Source organism: Mycolicibacterium canariasense, assembly GCF_002101555.1.
GTDB classification, from domain to species: domain Bacteria; phylum Actinomycetota; class Actinomycetes; order Mycobacteriales; family Mycobacteriaceae; genus Mycobacterium; species Mycobacterium canariasense.
This window is the reverse complement of sequence record NZ_LQOL01000058.1, coordinates 18,869-34,824: the sequence shown is the minus strand read 5'-3', so window position 1 is coordinate 34,824 and position 15,956 is coordinate 18,869. Positions and strand designations below refer to the sequence as shown.

Sequence of the window (15,956 nt, the reverse complement as noted above, 5' to 3'; positions counted from 1 at the left end):
TCGAAGGCATCCGCCGGACGGCAGTGGTCGAGCAAACAGGGAGTCAACCGATGACAGGCAGACTGACGGGAATCACCGCGAAGACGGCCGCAACCGCCGCGGCCGGGGCGATGGTCCTGGCCGGCACCGCGGCGATCGCCGTCCAACAAGCCGAGTCGGCACCCGCCCCACGCGCCGCGCAGTCGATCCCGGCGCCGGCCGCCTCGCTTGCCCGGCTGGCCACCCCGACCACCTTGCTGGCGGCCGTCAGCTCGGCGTACCCGGCCGAGCCGGGCGCGATCCCGCCGATCAGCCTGCCCGTCGGCAACGACACCACCCTGGTGTTGATCCCGTTGGCCGGGACGGGCGCCGGGCCGGCAGCCCCCGCGGCCGATCCCGGCTCGCCCCTGGGCCGGACGGCCCTCTCGGCGCCGGACGCCGGTAATCCGCTGAGCACCCGGCGCTCGGCGCTGGGCGCGGCCACCGGTGTCGCACCCGCGGGAGCGGCCACCCTGGCCACCACGGTCAGCCTCGCCGACCTGCCGGGCGCGATCGCCGGGGTGCTGGGCGATATCGGCGGCAACATCCCGATCGTCGCGGTGTTCGTTCGCAACGGCACCGCCGCCAACCCGGACGCCGGCCTGCTGATCGGCAACGGCTACAACGTGACCGCCGAGGGCGTCAACGGCGGCCGCGGCGGTCTGCTGCTGGGCAACGGCGGCAGCGGCGGGCTGTACGGCAACGGCGGCGCGAGCGGGCTGGTCGGCAACGGCGGTGCCGGCGGTGCCGGCGGCGGTGACGGCGGGGCGGCCGGCCTGTTGATCGGAAACGGCGGCCGCGGCGGCGACGGTGCCGGGCTGAATCCGAATGGTGGCGACGGCGGGCGCGGCGGCTTCCTGGGCGACGGCGGTCGCGGTGGCAACGGTGACAACACGGTGGGCCTGGAGAACGCCGGCCATGGCGGTAACGGCGGTGCCGGTGGCCTGATCGCGGGCAACGGCGGCCGCGGCGGTGACGGCGCGGACGCCACCGGTCTGCATGCCGTCGGTGGAAACGGCGGAAACGGCGGTACCGCAGGGACTCTCGGGGCCGGCGGCAGCGGCGGCACCGGTGGTGATGCGCAGGGCGTCAGTGGCGCCGGCGGCAGCTCCGCCACCGGCGGGCGCGGTGGTGACGGCGCCCAGTCGCTGTACGCGCCCGGCAACGGCGGCCGCGGCGGCGACGCCTACACCCCCGAATCGGACTCAGCCGACGACACCGCCACCGGCGGTGCCGGCGGGCGCGGCGGCGTCGTCGAGATCGGGGTTGCCGGCTCGGGCGGCGCCGGCGGTAACGGATACGCCGGCGCGGGCCAGGGCTCCGGCGGGACCGGCGGAGCGGGCGGTGACAATGCCATCGCGGGTAACGGCGGGCGCGGCGGCGCCGGCGGTTCGGGCACGTCCGGCACCGGCGCCGGCACCGGCGGTACCGGTGGCGGCGGCGGGACCAGCGGCATCGTCGGCGGCGGTGGCCGCGGCGGAGACGGTGGCACGGGTACCCACACGTCGGCCGGCGGCACCTCGGCCGGTGGCCAGGGCGGTGCCGGCGGCAACGGCCGCGGCGTCCTCACCCCGGGCGGACGCGGGGGCAACGGCGGTAACGGCATCTCCGACACCGGTTCGGCCACCGGGGCCGGCGGATCCGGCGGGCGCGGCGGCAACGGCAACCTCGGTGGGCCGGGCGGGCGCGGCGGCAACGGCGGTTCCGCCGACGGCAGCGGCGGCCAGGGCGGCAGCCCGGGCGGCGGTAACGGCAGCCCGGGCGGCGGTAACGGCAGCCCGGGCGGGTCGACGGCCTAGCGTCTGCCTGGGGGCAGCCCGGTCACGGTTGGCCGGGCTGCACCTGCGCCAGCGTCGGGAGGTTCCAGACCGCCCCTTGCTCGCGGTCGAAGCTCATCGGCTTGTACCGCAGCAGGCCGCTGCCCGGGTACGGCGTGTACTCGCCGAACCACACCTCACCGTCGACGGCGTACAGGTCGACGCGGATGAAATCCCAGTCAGCCCCGAGGGTGCTGGCGATGTGCATCATCTTGTCCAGCTCAGCGGGCCGCTGCTCGTCGGCGACGGGCTGGATCCGCCACCGCACCGGCAACCGGCGCCAGTCGGCGTCCAGGAAGGTGGCGGTCTGCACGCTGGCGAACCGTCCGCGGTTCACCTGGATCAGCTCGATGCGGCCCTCGAAGACGAAGAACTTGTAGTCGACGGGCGCCTGGCCGTCCGGGGTGAGGATCTTCTCCTCCAGCAGCAGCCGCGGCCGGGCCTGGCTGTAGCCCCATTCGCCGAGTTCCAGCGGCGTCTCGTCGAACCAGTGCTCGGTCAGCTCGAGCAGGGCGGCCAGATCGGTGTGCGGGTCCGGGCCGAACAATGCGTGCCCGCTGCTGTGGTTGGGTTTGAGCACCCACGGCGGCAACTCGCCGAGCTCGGGGGCGTCCCGCAGATCGGTCCCCGACCAGTAGGTGGCCGGGATGCGCAGATCGGCACCGGGGTAGGCCTCACGCGCCATCTCCTTCATCCACATCTTGTCGCAGGCCTTGACGATCCGGTCGCGCCGGTCGTTGAACAGCCGCCAGTTCACCTTCTCGTTGAAGGTCTTCGGGTCGGTGAAGTTGCCCGGCCTGCGGATCAGCATGAGATAGAGAGCGTGGCGCAGCAGCGGCAGCGGTAACGCCGCGAGCATCCGGCGGCGCGGGGATCGCAGCCACGCCGGGGTCTGTTTGTAGGTCAGCAACGGCATGAGATCACGCCTGGCTGGTGAGATAACCGCCGCGCCGGAAGAACTTGTCTCCGCTGTGCTCGGCACCGTCGGCGGAGCGCACCTTGGTGATCACCAACCCGCGGTTGCCGCCCAGGTATGCCTCGGGGCCGCACACCACGGCGCCGCCGTCCTCCTGCACGATCACCCGGCCCGGCGTTCCGCCGTAGCGGATCTGGGACACCTTGGCTTCCAGGATCTCGATCCGCTCACCGCGGTAGAACGCGAACGGGCGGGGGTAGGGCTCCGACAGCGCGCGCACCAGCCGCTCGAGCGCCTCGGCCGGCCAGTTCCAGTCCACCAGGCTGTCGCGTTCGGAGCGCTTGTGGAAGTAGGTGCGCTCGGCCTTGTTCTGTGGCCGCCATTGCGGGGTGCCGGATTCCAGTGCGGTCAGCGCTTCTTTCAATGCGCCGGGGATCAACGCGATACCGCGTTCGACGAGTTCGGTGCCGGTATCGGTGGGGCCGATCGGCAGGGCGTGCTGCACCAGGATGTCCCCGGTGTCGAGGTCCTTGTCCATCCGGTGGATCGTGAGCCCGATCTGTGACTCACCGCTGATCAGGGCCCACAGCACCGGCGAGAAACCGGTGCCCTTCGGCAGCAGGGAGTCGTGCAGGTTGAGCGTCCCGTGTGGCGGCAGTTCGTACAGTTCCGGCGGCATCCAGGTGTACCAGCTGTTGACCACGATCACATCGGGCTCGGCCCGCTTGACCAGGTCGATGGTCTCGTTGTCGACCCGTTCGGTGAGGTGCACCGGGATGCCGAGTCCGGCGGCCAGCTCCTCGACCGAATCGGAGAAGATGCCCTTGTAGGCGTCGTCGCTGCCCGGATGGGTGACAGCGAGGGCAACCTCGTGCCCGAGATCGACCAACGCCTGGAGCGTCTTGACTCCCCACGTCTGGAAACCGAACGACACGATGCGCATGACCAAAACCCTCACTCAGATGTTTTCGTGGCTGCAATTTGCTGAGATTCAGCTGTGAGCCTGTCGAATGTATCTGCGGAGGCGCGCTTTGTGGGGGCTACGTTTGCGGTATCTGCGGCCCGCCGGGATATTCCACCGGCGGCCAGGCACCGAGGTCGTCGCGTGGGGTGGACAGCGCGGTGAACGTGTAGACCAGTGCGGCCACGGCCGCGGGTAGCACGATGGTCGCGGCGATCTGGAACGCGCCGTGGCCGAAGAACACCGCGGGTGCCTCGGTCACGTAGTGGATCCGGTGTTCCGGGGTGACCGGCGCCGCGCCGATGTCGACGACGCCGTAGCGCCAGCGCACCAGCACCGCACCGATGCCGACGGCGGCACCCGCGGCACCGGCGGCACCTGCGGTCAGCGCGGCCAGCAGCACGGGCCCCCGGTGCGCACGCCACTGCCACACCAGCACCGCAGCCACCACCGCCAGGCCGGAGAGCATCCCCAACAAAAGGAACTCGCCGAGGAAGAAGTTGTCGGACTCGTTACCCAGGTAGGCCGTGGTCCTGTTGCCGCTCTTGGTCAGCGCGATCACGCCGTGGATCGGCGGTGCCAGCCAGGCCCACAACGCACCGATCAGCACACCGCTGCACGCCACACCGGCGAACACGCGCACCGCGGCGGAGACTCGCGACACCTTGGGGGCGGCAACGATATCCGCGTCCAGCACGGTCATCGCCGGGTGTCCAGATCCTTGGAATCGACCTGCCCGTGGCGCGAGCATTTGGCCCACCAACCGTCGGGGCGGACCTGCACGATCATCCGGCGGCCACAGTCGGCGCAGAATCGGGGCGGTTCCAGGCCGAGCTGGGCGGCGGTCGGGACGGTGCTGCCGGCCGGACCCCCGGTGTAGACGTTGTAGACCCCGGCCCCGACGGGAGCGGGCAACACCGGAACTTCGTCTGTCATCACCACCCGTTTCTACAGGGTGGCGTTGAGGGCCTTGATCGGCATCTGCAGATCGTCGAGCAGTTCCAGGTCGGACTCGGCCGGCCGGCCCAGCGTGGTCAGGTAATTGCCGACGATGACGGCGTTGATCCCACCGAGAATGCCTTGCTTGGCGCCGAGGTCGCCGAGGGTGATCTCGCGGCCGCCGGCGAACCGCAGCATGGTGCGCGGCAAGGCCAGCCGGAAGGCGGCGACCGCACGCAGCGCGTCGGCGGCGGGCAGCACCTCGAGGTCACCGAACGGGGTGCCCGGACGCGGGTTGAGGAAGTTCAGCGGGACCTCGTGCGGGTTCAGCTCGGCCAGGTTGGCGGCGAACTCGGCGCGCTGCTCCAGCGTCTCACCCATGCCGAGGATGCCGCCGCAGCAGACCTCCATGCCGGCCTCGCGCACCATCTCCAGCGTCCCCCAGCGCTCCTCCCAAGAGTGCGTGGTGACGACGTTCGGGAAGAACGACTGGGCGGTCTCCAGGTTGTGGTTGTAGCGGTGCACGCCCATGTCCTTGAGGCGGTCCACCTGCTCCTGGGTGAGCATGCCCAACGAGCAGGCGATCTGGATGTCGACCTCGTTGCGGATGGCCTCGATACCCGCGGCCACCTGGGCCAGCAGCCGCTCGTCCGGCCCGCGCACCGCGGCGACGATGCAGAATTCGGTGGCGCCGGTCTTCGCGGTCTGCTTGGCCGCCTCGACCAGGCTCGGGATGTCCAGCCACGCACTGCGCACCGGCGAGGCGAAAAGGCCGGACTGCGAACAGAAGTGGCAGTCCTCGGGGCAGCCGCCGGTCTTGAGGCTGATGATGCCCTCGACCTCGACCTCGGGTCCGCACCACTTCATCCGGACCTCGTGGGCGAGCGCAAGCAGCTCGTCGAGCTGGTCGTCGGGCAGCTGCAGCACCTGCAGGGTCTGGTCCTGATCGAGCCCGACACCGCGTTCGAGTACCTGCTCACGCGCCTGAACCAGAATGTCGCTCACCGGTACATCTCCCTAACAGTCCGACAACCCCTACCTGACTTGAACACCGTTCAGGTTAGAGTAACGGTGTGCAGCTGCACAAACGTGACGTAGTCGATGCCGCGACGGCCATCCTGGACAACTTCGGGATGGCCGACCTCACCATGCGCCGGCTGGCGCGTGAACTCACCGTCAGCCCGGGCGCCCTGTACTGGCACTTCGCCAACAAACAGGAACTCCTGGGCGCCGTGGCCGATCGGATCCTGGAACCCGCGCTGGGCCGGTCCACCGCGACCGGCTGGCGCGAGCAGATCACCGGCGAATGCCACCGGCTGCGCGACGCGCTGCTCTCGCACACCGACGGTGCCGAACTGGTGTCGGCGAGCTTCGCCGCCGGGCAATCGGCCGCGATGACCGAGATCGTGGCCCGGCTGTCCGCGGCCGCCGATGCCGCGGGCGTCGCCGGCGCCGACACCGAACTGGCGGCCCGCACCGTGATCTACTACGTGCTCGGATTCGCCGTCGACGAGCAATCCCGGCTGCAGTGGGACGCCGCGGGCGCCACCCTGCCCGACGGCCAGTCCGTGCTGACCGCCGAGCCGTCCCGCCGGTTCGCGTTCGGCCTCACCGTCGTCATCGAAGGCCTTGCCGCACAAGGTGATTCGGTGCTACGGCATGCCTGCGGCGACGACGTCGCGCAACGCCGCCTCGGCTGACGGCTCCCCCGTCACCGCCACCGACCCGCCGCGCGTCCATGCCCACAACGCGAGGTCCAGTACGGGCGCGGTGACCGTCACCGCCGGCCGCCCGCCCGATGCCCGCACCGCCCGCGGCGCGCCGCGGCCCGACGGCGCGCTCCACCGCCCGACTTCCACCAGCCAGCGTGCGTCGGCGTCGGAGGCGACGAACTCCGCGACGGCCGACGGTTCGTAGTGCACGCCGTCGGGCAGCCAACCCCACATCACGTCGACGGCATGGTCGAGGGCTCCGGCCGCGACGTCCGCGGCGATGGGCCCGACCGGCACACCCGCGGTCAGTTCGGCGTCGACGCGGTGCATGGTGGCCTCGTAGGTCTGCATCCGACGGGTGAAACCGACGGTCTGATCGGGCTTGCACCACGACCACCGCGGTTCGGCGTCGTCGAGGCGCCCCAGCTCCGCCAACAGCGCCTCGGTGCTGTCCTCCCGCAGCGCCAGCAGCTCGCCGACATCGGTGGGCCGCGGCGGTTTGGCCGCCTCGACGGCGCCGATGTCGCCATCGGTCCTGGCCCCGCGTGCCAGTACCTGCGCCCAGAACCAATGCACCTCGGTCAGATGCCACAGCAGGTCCAGTGCATTCCAGTCCGGGCAAGTCGGACACGTCGCCTCGGGGGCGGTGGCGGCCAGCACCTCGGCCAGCCGTTGGGATTCGGCGCGGATGATCGCTGCACGGTCCATGCCCCAAGCATTCCAGAGGGCCTTGACTTTCCGGGCCGGAAAGTCAAGGCTTGTTTCCATACCGGAAAGTGGGGAGGCGCCATGGACGACATCACGCCCGAGGGGGCACGCAACGCACTGGAGACCGCCGAGCACGCACGCCGCCGGGTGGCCGCCGAAGTGGGCCTGCCACGCGGGTACTGGTGGGCGATGGCCGCGGCGTGGGTGGCGCTCGGCGTGCTCGGCGACCTCGGCCCGCACTGGCTGACCACCATCGCGACGATTGCGTTCGCGATCGGGCACAGCACGGTGGCCTCGCGGCTGCTCAGTGGCCGGCACCGGTCGGACCGGGTGCAGGTCAGCGCTGCCACCGCGGGTCAGCGGGTACCGCTGGTGGTGGTCGGGATCCTGCTGAGCCTGGTCGTCCTGACCGTCGCGGCCGGTTTCGCGCTGCACGCCGACGGCGTCCGGCATGCCGGAACGTGGGCCGCGGTCCTGGCGGCGACGGTGGTCGGGTTCGGCGGACCGGAGATCCTGCGGGTCACCCGCCGGTGGGCGCATGCCTGACCCCGCGCGTTTCGACGACCTGATCCACCCCAGCACCAGGCTGACCTTGGTGGCCACCCTGGACGCCGCCGACTGGGCCGAATTCGGTTATCTGAAAGACCATCTCGGGCTGTCCGACTCGGCATTGTCCAAACAGCTCGCCGTCCTGGAGGACGCCGGTTACCTGCACACCGAACGCCGGCTCGAGGGCAGCAGGCACAAGCTGCGGGCCCGGCTCACCGACGCCGGGCGCATCGCGTACCGCGGGCACATCGCCGCGCTGAATGCCATCGTGTCCGGGCGGCTCACGGAGCCGCGGCCGTGATCGCCTAGAACTCCACGAATCGCTCGGTGCGGGTGGCACTGTCCCACAGCCGCAGCCCGATGGCGGTGGCCTCGATCTCGGCAGGTCGCCCGGTGATGTGCAGCGCGGTGGCCAGCTGGGCCGGTTCGACGCGGCGCGCCAGCGTGACGTGCGGCGTCCAGTCCCCCGGCAGGGTGTGCGGCAGGGGGCCCGGACGCAGATACGCCGCAGCGAGCCGGGCGACCTCGCGGTGCAGGTCCAGCAACTCGGTGCTGGGCACCACCAGCCGGGCCAGGATCCCTGCCGAGCGACCGAACACCAGCGCGGCACCGATGCGGACACGCAACGGGAACCGGCCGGCCAGCCCGGCGAGTGCCGTGAGCACCTCGGCGTCGATCCGATCGGCGACGATGGCGGTGGTGTGCGGCCGTGCCCCCGGCGATGGAGCCCGGATGCCGTGCTCGTGCAGGGCGTCCCATATCGACCGGACCGTGGTCTCGGTATCCGGGTCGAAGACCAGCTCGACGGAATGCACCATCTCAGACCAGGCCGGCGAGCCAATCCCGGTCGAATGCGGCGGCGCTCAACGCGGCGAAATCGCCGCGACACGCGGCGGCTGCCGGCAGCACGGCGCGCAGGGGCGCCAGCCGCGCCAGTGCCTCCCGGTTGCCCTGTTCGGCCACCCCGGGATCGGTCGGCCAGCTCCCGATGACCAATCCCGCGCACGGAATACCGTGAGCGGCAAGAGATTCCAGCGTCAGCGCGGTGTGGTTCAGGGTGCCCAGCCCGGGGGCGACGACCAGCAGCACCGGGGCGTCGAGATCGGCGGCGAGATCACGCAGTGTCACCCCGGCCGACCCCAGTTCGACCAGCAGCCCGCCGGCACCCTCGACCAGGGTCAGCCGGCCCGGGGCATCGACCGCCCGCACCGACGCGACCAGCTCGGCCCTGGTGGGCAACGGCAGACCGGCCCGCGCCGCCGCGGCCACCGGTGCCAGCGGCTCGGGATAACGCCAGCCGCCGTGCAGTGCGGTGACACCGGCGAGCCGCCCGACCTCCCCCAGGTCGTCGTCGTCGTTGGCGGTTCCGGTCTGCACCGGCTTGCACACCGCGACGTCCAGCCCGGCCTGCCGGGCCGCACCGGCCAGCGCCGCGGTGGTCACCGTCTTGCCGACACCGGTGTCGGTGCCGGTCACCAACAGCAGGCTCACCGTGGCCTCATCGAGCCGATGCCAGCACGTCGGTCAGCACCTCGCGAGCCAACTGCATCTCGTCGGCGGACAGCGATGCCCGTGCGGTCAGCCGCAGCCGGGAGGTGCCGGCGGGCACGCTCGGCGGTCGGAAACACCCGACCCGCACGCCGCGGTCCAGACAGGCCGCCGCGGCGGCGACGGCCACCTCGGGCGCACCGAGGATCACCGACACCACCGCCGAAGTGGGATCGTCGGGCACATCGCACACCCGGGCCAGTTCGGTGGCGCGGGCCAACACCGTGGCCGCCCGCTGCGGCTCGGCGATCAGCACCCGCAGCGCCGCCAGGGCGGCGCCGACGGCGGCCGGCGCCAACCCGGTGTCGAAGATGAACGGGCGGGCCGCGTCGATCAGGTGGGCCCGCACCGCCGCGGGGCCGAGCACCACCCCGCCCTGCGATCCGAGTGCCTTGGACAGCGTCGTCGTCATCACCACGTCGGGAGCGCCGGCCAGCCCGGTCTCGAACAGCAGCCCCTGGCCACCGCTACCGCGCACCCCGACCCCATGCGCCTCGTCGACGAACAGCAACGCACCGTGCTTGCGGCACACGTCGTGCAGGTCGCGCAGCGGGGCCAGCACGCCGTCGGCGGAGAACACCGACTCGGTGACCACCACCGCCCGCTGCTCGGCCCGCTCGGCCAGCGCCGTCTCGACGGCGGCGACGTCCCGGTGGGGAGCGATCGCCACCCGAGCCCGGGACAGCCGGCAGGCATCCACCAGCGACGCATGGGACAACGCGTCGGAGACGATCAGCGAACCCGGCCCCGACAGCGCGACGAGGGCGCCGATATTGGCGGTGTAGCCCGACGAGAACACCAGCGCCGACTCGGCGCCGGTGAAGCGGGCCAGTTCGGTCTCGAACTCCTCGTGCAGCTCGGTGTTGCCGGTGACCAGCCGCGACCCACCCGCACCGGCCCCCCAGGTGCGCAGCGCCTGCACGCCGCCGTCGAGCACGGCGGGGTGCTGAGACAACCCGAGGTAGTCGTTGGAAGCCAGATCCAGTTCGGCACCGACCGGCGGGCGGACCCGCAGCGAGCGGCGCAGCCCGGCGGCGCGGCGCTGCTGCTCGACCTCGGCCAGCCAGGCCAGCGGCGAAAGACCGGTGCGGGTCACGGGTGCGACGACCTCCTGAACGGTGTTCAATTCCCGCTCAGACTAGCGCACGCGCCACCGCCACCATCGCCGCACCGATCTGCGCGATCTCGTCGGTCGTACAGATGAACGGCGGCATGGCATAGACCAGCCGGCCGAACGGCCGCAGCCATACCCCGTGCCGCAACGCCGCCTCCGTGGCCACCGCCATGTCCACCGGCTCGGCCATCTCGACCACCCCGATCGCCCCGAGCACCCGGACGTCGGTCACCCCCGGCAGTTCCCGCGCCGGTTCAAGCCCGGCGCGTAGACCGGCCTCGATCGCGCGCACCCGCGCCGGCCAGTCACTGCTCAGCAGCAGCTCCACCGAGGCCACCGACACCGCGCACGCCAGCGCGTTGGCCATGAACGTCGGGCCGTGCATCAACGTCCCCGGCTCACCGGAGCTGATGGTCCGTGCCACCTCCGTCGTGCACAACGTGGCGGCCAAGGTGACGTATCCGCCGGTGAGGGCCTTGCCCACACACATGATGTCCGGGGTGACCCCGGCGTGGTCGGCGGCGAACAGCGCGCCGGTGCGCCCGAAACCGGTCGCGATCTCGTCGAAGATGAGCAGCACACCGTGCCGGTCACAGGCCGCGCGCAGATCGCTCAGATAGCGGGGGTCGTGGAACCGCATGCCGCCGGCGCCCTGCACCACGGGTTCGACGATGACGGCGGCCAGCTCGCCGGCGTGCTCGGCCAGCTGCGCCTCGAACGCTGCGCTGTAGGCGGGGTCGTAGTCCGACGGCACCCGCGGGGCGAACACCTGCGGGGTCAGCACATCGGTCCACAGCTCGTGCATGCCGCCGTCGGGATCGCACACGCTCATCGGGGTGAACGTGTCACCGTGATAGCCGCCCCGCCAGGTCATCAGCCGGTGTTTGGCCGGCCGGCCCCGGCTGCGCCAATACTGCAGGGCCATCTTGGCGGCCACCTCGACGGCCACCGACCCCGAATCGCTGAAGAACACCGTCTCCAGCCCGGCCGGGGTGACCTCGACCAGCAGCTGGGCCAGCCGGGCCGCGGGCTCGTGGGTGAGCCCGCCGAACATGACGTGATTCATGGTGGCCAGCTGCGCGGTGATGGCCGCGTCGAGCACCGGGTGCCCGTGCCCGTGCACCGCCGTCCACCACGAGCTCATCGCGTCCAGCGCCTGGATCCGGGCCCCGTCGTGCACCAGCGTCAACCAGGCGCCCTTGGCGCCGACGGCGACCACCGGCGGCAACGCCTGGGCGCCGATGGTGCTGTACGGGTGCCAGACATGCGCGGCGTCGATCGCGCTGATCTCGTCGGGTGTCAACGCGGGCATGGGATCCGACACTATCGCTTTGCTCACAGGCGACGCGGCGGTCACCGTGACCTGAGGTCTCCAGGGATCTTGGGTAGATTGAGTCACCGACCATGAAGACCCCAACCACCAGCCGGACCACCTCCGGTGCCGCCGACCGCGCCGAAATGGGCACCCGCACATCGGGTTTCTACCGGCACGACCTGGACGGGTTACGCGGGGTCGCGATCGCTCTGGTGGCGGTGTTCCACGTCTGGTTCGGGCGGGTTTCCGGTGGTGTGGACGTCTTCCTCGCCCTGTCCGGATTCTTCTTCGGCGGCCGGCTGCTGCGCATGGCGCTGCGGCCCGGCGCGGCACTGCGGCCGGTGCCCGAGGTCATCCGCCTGGTGCGGCGCCTGCTGCCCGCACTGGTGGTGGTGCTGGCCGCCGCGGCGGTGCTGACCATCCTGGTGCAACCGGAAACTCGCTGGGAGACGTTTGCCGATCAGAGCCTGGCAAGCCTGGGCTACTTCCAGAACTGGGAGCTGGCCGCCACCGCGGCCAACTATCTCCGCGCCGGAGAGGCCGTCAGCCCGCTGCAGCACATCTGGTCGATGTCGGTGCAGGGCCAGTTCTACATCGCCTTCCTGGCGCTGGTGTTCGGGTTCGCTTATCTGCTGCGCAACCGGCTGGGGCGGCACCTGCGGGCCGCATTCATCATCCTCATCGCGGGGTTGACCGTCGCCTCGTTCGTATACGCGATCATCGCCCACAACACCGACCAGGCCACCGCGTACTACAACAGCTTCGCCCGCGGCTGGGAGCTGCTCGCCGGCGTCCTGGCCGGTGCCCTGGTGCCCCGGGTGCACTGGCCGATGTGGCTGCGAACGGTGATCGCCACCGTGGCACTGGCCGCGATCGTCGGCTGCGGTGCCCTCATCGACGGGGTGCGGGAGTTCCCCGGCCCGTGGGCACTGGTGCCCGTCGGCGCCACGGTGCTGTTCATCCTGTCGGCGGCCAACCGCGGCGACGCGCCGCTGCCCGTGCCCAACCGGCTGCTGGCCACCCAGGCGTTCGTGTCGCTGGGTTCGATGGCGTACGCGCTCTATCTGTGGCACTGGCCCCTGCTGATCTTCTGGCTGGCCTACAGCGGTGATCCGCACGCCGGCCTGTTGGACGGTTCCGTCGTGCTCCTGGTGTCCGGGGTGCTGGCCTGGCTGACCACCCGGTATGTGGAGACACCGCTGCGCTACCGGGCGCCGGCGGCCCGCACCGCGCCCGTCCTGCCGTGGCGTGCCCGGCTGCGCCGCCCGACGATCGCGCTCGGCTCGGTGGTCACCCTGCTGGGCGTGGCGCTGACCGCGACATCGTTCACCTGGCGGGAACACGTCACCGTGCAGCGGGCCAGCGGCAAGGAACTGTCCGGGCTCTCGGCCCGCGATTACCCGGGTGCGCGGGCGCTGCTCAACCATGCCAAGGTGCCCAAACTGCCGATGCGGCCCACCGTGCTGGAAGCCAAGAACGACCTGCCGGAAACCACCGACGACGGCTGTATCGCCGACTTCGACAGCGTCGACATCATCAACTGCACCTACGGCGACAAGGACGCCACCCGGACCGTCGCGCTGGCCGGCGGCTCGCACGCCGAACACTGGATCACCGCGCTGGACCTGCTCGGCCGGCTGCACCACTTCAAGATCGTCACCTATCTGAAGATGGGCTGTCCGCTGACCACCGAGGAGAAACCCCTCGTCATGGGCGACAACCGGCCCTACCCGAACTGCCGGGAGTGGAACCAGAAGGTGATGCCCAAACTGCTCGCCGACCATCCCGACTACGTGTTCACCACGTCGACCCGGCCCTGGAACATCAAGGACGGTGACGTGATGCCCGGCTTCTACATCGGCATCTGGCAGCAGTTCGCCGACGCCGGGATCAACGTGCTGGCGATGCGTGACACCCCGTGGCTGGTCCGCAACGGCAAGCCGTACTTCGCCGCCGACTGCCTGGCCGACGGCGGGGACGCCATCTCATGCGGCATGAAGCGCTCTGCGGTACTGTCCGACCACAACCCCACCCTGGATTTCGTAGGAAGGTTTCCCAACCTCAAGCCACTCGACATGAGCGACGCGGTGTGCCGGCCAGACGTGTGTCGAGTTGTGGAGGGAAATGTGTTGATGTACCACGACTCTCACCATCTTTCGACCACCTACATGCGCACCATGACGAACGAGTTGGGACGCCAGATGGCGGCCGCGACCGGGTGGTGGTGAGGTGGTGAACGCGGTGTGGCCGGGGGCCGCCTATCCGCTGGGCGCCACCTATGACGGGGCGGGCACCAACTTCTCGCTGTTCTCCGAGGTGGCCGAGAAGGTCGACTTGTGCCTGATCGCCAAGGACGGCACCGAGGACCGCATCCCGCTCGAGGAGGTCGACGGGTATGTGTGGCACGCGTACCTGCCGACCGTCAGCCCAGGCCAGCGTTATGGCTTCCGGGTGCACGGGCCATGGGACCCGACCGCCGGTCACCGCTGTGATCCGAGCAAGCTGCTGCTGGACCCCTACGGCAAGTCTTTCCACGGCGACTTCGACTTCACCCAAGCACTGTTCTCCTATGACCTGAGCGCCGAGGACCCCGATGTTCCGGGCCCGCTGCCCCGGGTGGACTCGCTGGGCCACACCATGACCAGCGTGGTGATCAACCCGTTCTTCAACTGGGGATCCGACCGCGCGCCCCACACGCCGTATCACGAGACGGTCATCTACGAGGCCCACGTCAAGGGCATGACGCAGCGCCATCCCGGCGTTCCCGAGGAGCAGCGCGGCACCTACGCCGGGCTGGCGCACCCGGTGATCATCGACCACCTCAAATCGCTGAACGTCACCGCCATCGAACTCATGCCGGTGCACCAGTTCCTGCACGATCACCGACTGCTCGACCTCGGACTGCGAAACTACTGGGGCTACAACACATTCGGCTTCCTGGCACCGCACTACCAATACGCGGCCAACCAGCACGCCGGCGGCGCCGTCGCGGAGTTCAAGGCCATGGTGCGGTCCTTCCACGAAGCCGGGATCGAGGTCATCCTCGATGTCGTCTACAACCACACCGCCGAAGGCAATCACCTCGGGCCGACCATCAACTTCCGTGGTATCGACAACGCCGCCTACTACCGGCTGCTCGACGGTCAGCCGCAGTACTACAAGGACTTCACCGGCACCGGCAACAGCCTCAATGCCCGGCACCCGCACACCCTGCAGCTCATCATGGACTCGCTGCGGTACTGGGTGATGGACATGCACGTGGACGGTTTCCGGTTCGACCTGGCCTCCACGTTGGCCCGCGAGTTCTACGACGTCGACCGGCTGAGTGCGTTCTTCGACCTGGTGCAGCAGGACCCGGTGATCAGCCAGGTGAAACTGATCGCCGAACCGTGGGACATCGGCGAGGGCGGCTATCAAGTCGGCAACTTCCCAGGTTTATGGACCGAATGGAACGGGAAATATCGCGATACTGTGCGCGATTACTGGCGGGGCGAGCCCGCAACCCTGGGTGAGTTCGCCTCGCGGCTGACCGGTTCCTCGGACCTCTACGAGGCCACCGGACGGCGCCCGAGCGCGAGCATCAACTTCGTCACCTGTCACGACGGCTTCACGCTGAACGACCTGGTGTCCTACAACGAGAAGCACAACGAGGCCAACGGCGAGGACAACCGCGACGGCGAAAGCCACAACAGGTCGTGGAACTGCGGGGTGGAGGGTCCCACCGACGACCCGGACATCCTGGAGTTGCGGCACCGGCAGATGCGCAACATCCTGGGCACGTTGATGGTGTCCCAGGGCACCCCGATGATCAGCCACGGCGACGAGATCGGCCGCACCCAGGGCGGCAACAACAACGCCTACTGCCAGGACTCCGAGATCTCCTGGGTGGACTGGTCGATGTGCGAGACCAACGCCGACCTGCTGAACTTCACCCGCAAGGTGGTGGCGCTGCGCAAGGACCACCCGGTGTTCCGCCGGCGCCGGTTCTTCGACGGCACACCGATCCGCACCGCCGAGCAGGAGCGCGATATCGCCTGGCTGACGCCGGCCGGGACCGAGATGACGCCGGAGGACTGGGGTTCGGGCTTCGGCAAGAGCATCGCGGTGTTCCTCAACGGCGATGCCATCCCCGAACCGAACGCCCGCGGCGAACGCGTCACGGATGACTCGTTTCTGTTGTGCTTCAACGCCCACGACGAGGCGTTGGATTTCGTGCTGCCCGCCGAGGCCTACGCCGAGCAGTGGACCGCGGTGCTGGACACCGCCGACCCGAAGGGCACCAACGACCTCGTCGCCGCGGCGGGCGAGAAGATCTCGTTGCGGCCGCGTTCCCTGCTGGTGCTGCAGAAGACGAACTGA

16 protein-coding genes are annotated in these 15,956 nt (G+C 70.3%); 6 read left to right on the top strand and 10 right to left on the bottom strand.

Annotated elements, in window-relative coordinates; all coding sequences use genetic code 11:
* Nucleotides 1–50: 50 nt before the first annotated feature.
* The gene (locus tag AWB94_RS36135) at nt 51–1,817 is read left to right on the top strand and encodes a hypothetical protein (protein WP_085122488.1); all 1,767 of its coding nucleotides are present in this window, start codon (nt 51–53) and stop codon (nt 1,815–1,817) included.
* A gap of 22 nt (nt 1,818–1,839) precedes the next feature.
* Here AWB94_RS36135 and AWB94_RS20065 read toward each other — a convergent pair whose 3' ends face one another.
* The 5 genes from AWB94_RS20065 to bioB form a co-directional block, all read right to left on the bottom strand.
* Nucleotides 1,840–2,751, bottom strand: a complete 912-nt coding sequence (locus AWB94_RS20065) for an ATP-grasp fold amidoligase family protein (RefSeq protein ID WP_062657210.1) — start codon at nt 2,749–2,751, stop codon at nt 1,840–1,842.
* A 4-nt stretch (nt 2,752–2,755) separates the two neighbouring features.
* Complete coding sequence (locus AWB94_RS20060) at nt 2,756–3,694, bottom strand: methionyl-tRNA formyltransferase (protein ID WP_062657211.1); 939 nt, start codon at nt 3,692–3,694, stop codon at nt 2,756–2,758.
* A 97-nt stretch (nt 3,695–3,791) separates the two neighbouring features.
* Nucleotides 3,792–4,415: a DUF2567 domain-containing protein gene (locus AWB94_RS20055; RefSeq protein WP_062657212.1), complete on the bottom strand. Its 624-nt coding sequence runs from the start codon at nt 4,413–4,415 to the stop codon at nt 3,792–3,794.
* Complete coding sequence (bsaP, locus tag AWB94_RS20050) at nt 4,412–4,648, bottom strand: biotin synthase auxiliary protein BsaP (RefSeq protein WP_024453998.1); 237 nt, start codon at nt 4,646–4,648, stop codon at nt 4,412–4,414. Before bsaP ends, AWB94_RS20055 begins: the two co-directional genes overlap by 4 nt.
* A gap of 12 nt (nt 4,649–4,660) precedes the next feature.
* Complete coding sequence (bioB, locus tag AWB94_RS20045; protein ID WP_062657213.1) at nt 4,661–5,656, bottom strand: biotin synthase BioB; 996 nt, start codon at nt 5,654–5,656, stop codon at nt 4,661–4,663.
* A 68-nt stretch (nt 5,657–5,724) separates the two neighbouring features.
* On the opposite strand from bioB, the gene AWB94_RS20040 reads away from it, so the two are divergent.
* Nucleotides 5,725–6,351, top strand: coding sequence for a TetR/AcrR family transcriptional regulator C-terminal domain-containing protein (locus AWB94_RS20040; RefSeq protein ID WP_062657214.1), 627 nt, complete (start codon nt 5,725–5,727; stop codon nt 6,349–6,351).
* Here the strand turns inward: AWB94_RS20040 and AWB94_RS20035 are convergent.
* Entirely contained in the window at nt 6,304–7,071 is a 768-nt protein-coding gene (locus AWB94_RS20035; RefSeq protein ID WP_062657215.1) for a maleylpyruvate isomerase family mycothiol-dependent enzyme, read from the bottom strand. The genes AWB94_RS20040 and AWB94_RS20035 overlap by 48 nt on opposite strands.
* 81 nt (nt 7,072–7,152) lie before the next feature.
* Here AWB94_RS20035 and AWB94_RS20030 point away from each other — a divergent pair, with 81 nt between their 5' ends.
* Nucleotides 7,153–7,617: a hypothetical protein gene (locus tag AWB94_RS20030; protein WP_062657216.1), complete on the top strand. Its 465-nt coding sequence runs from the start codon at nt 7,153–7,155 to the stop codon at nt 7,615–7,617.
* On the top strand, nt 7,610–7,921 hold the full coding sequence (locus tag AWB94_RS20025; RefSeq protein WP_062657217.1) for a transcriptional regulator: 312 nt from the start codon (nt 7,610–7,612) through the stop codon (nt 7,919–7,921). Before AWB94_RS20030 ends, AWB94_RS20025 begins: the two co-directional genes overlap by 8 nt.
* 4 nt (nt 7,922–7,925) lie before the next feature.
* Here the strand turns inward: AWB94_RS20025 and AWB94_RS20020 are convergent, their stop codons facing one another.
* From AWB94_RS20020 to AWB94_RS20005, 4 genes are read right to left on the bottom strand one after another with little or no spacing between them, the layout of a single operon-like run.
* The gene (locus tag AWB94_RS20020; protein ID WP_062657218.1) at nt 7,926–8,438 is read right to left on the bottom strand and encodes a 2'-5' RNA ligase family protein; all 513 of its coding nucleotides are present in this window, start codon (nt 8,436–8,438) and stop codon (nt 7,926–7,928) included.
* 1 nt (nt 8,439) lies between these two features.
* A complete protein-coding gene (gene bioD, locus AWB94_RS20015) occupies nt 8,440–9,111 on the bottom strand; it encodes a dethiobiotin synthase (protein WP_062657219.1) in 672 nt (223 codons plus the stop codon).
* 7 nt (nt 9,112–9,118) lie between these two features.
* The gene (locus tag AWB94_RS20010; protein ID WP_062657220.1) at nt 9,119–10,264 is read right to left on the bottom strand and encodes an 8-amino-7-oxononanoate synthase; all 1,146 of its coding nucleotides are present in this window, start codon (nt 10,262–10,264) and stop codon (nt 9,119–9,121) included.
* A 37-nt stretch (nt 10,265–10,301) separates the two neighbouring features.
* On the bottom strand, nt 10,302–11,594 hold the full coding sequence (locus AWB94_RS20005; protein ID WP_062657221.1) for an adenosylmethionine--8-amino-7-oxononanoate transaminase: 1,293 nt from the start codon (nt 11,592–11,594) through the stop codon (nt 10,302–10,304).
* 92 nt (nt 11,595–11,686) lie between these two features.
* Here AWB94_RS20005 and AWB94_RS20000 point away from each other — a divergent pair, with 92 nt between their 5' ends.
* Both AWB94_RS20000 and glgX read left to right on the top strand, forming a co-directional pair.
* The gene (locus AWB94_RS20000) at nt 11,687–13,825 is read left to right on the top strand and encodes an acetyltransferase SucT (RefSeq protein WP_062657222.1); all 2,139 of its coding nucleotides are present in this window, start codon (nt 11,687–11,689) and stop codon (nt 13,823–13,825) included.
* A gap of 1 nt (nt 13,826) precedes the next feature.
* Complete coding sequence (glgX, locus tag AWB94_RS19995; RefSeq protein ID WP_062657223.1) at nt 13,827–15,956, top strand: glycogen debranching protein GlgX; 2,130 nt, start codon at nt 13,827–13,829, stop codon at nt 15,954–15,956.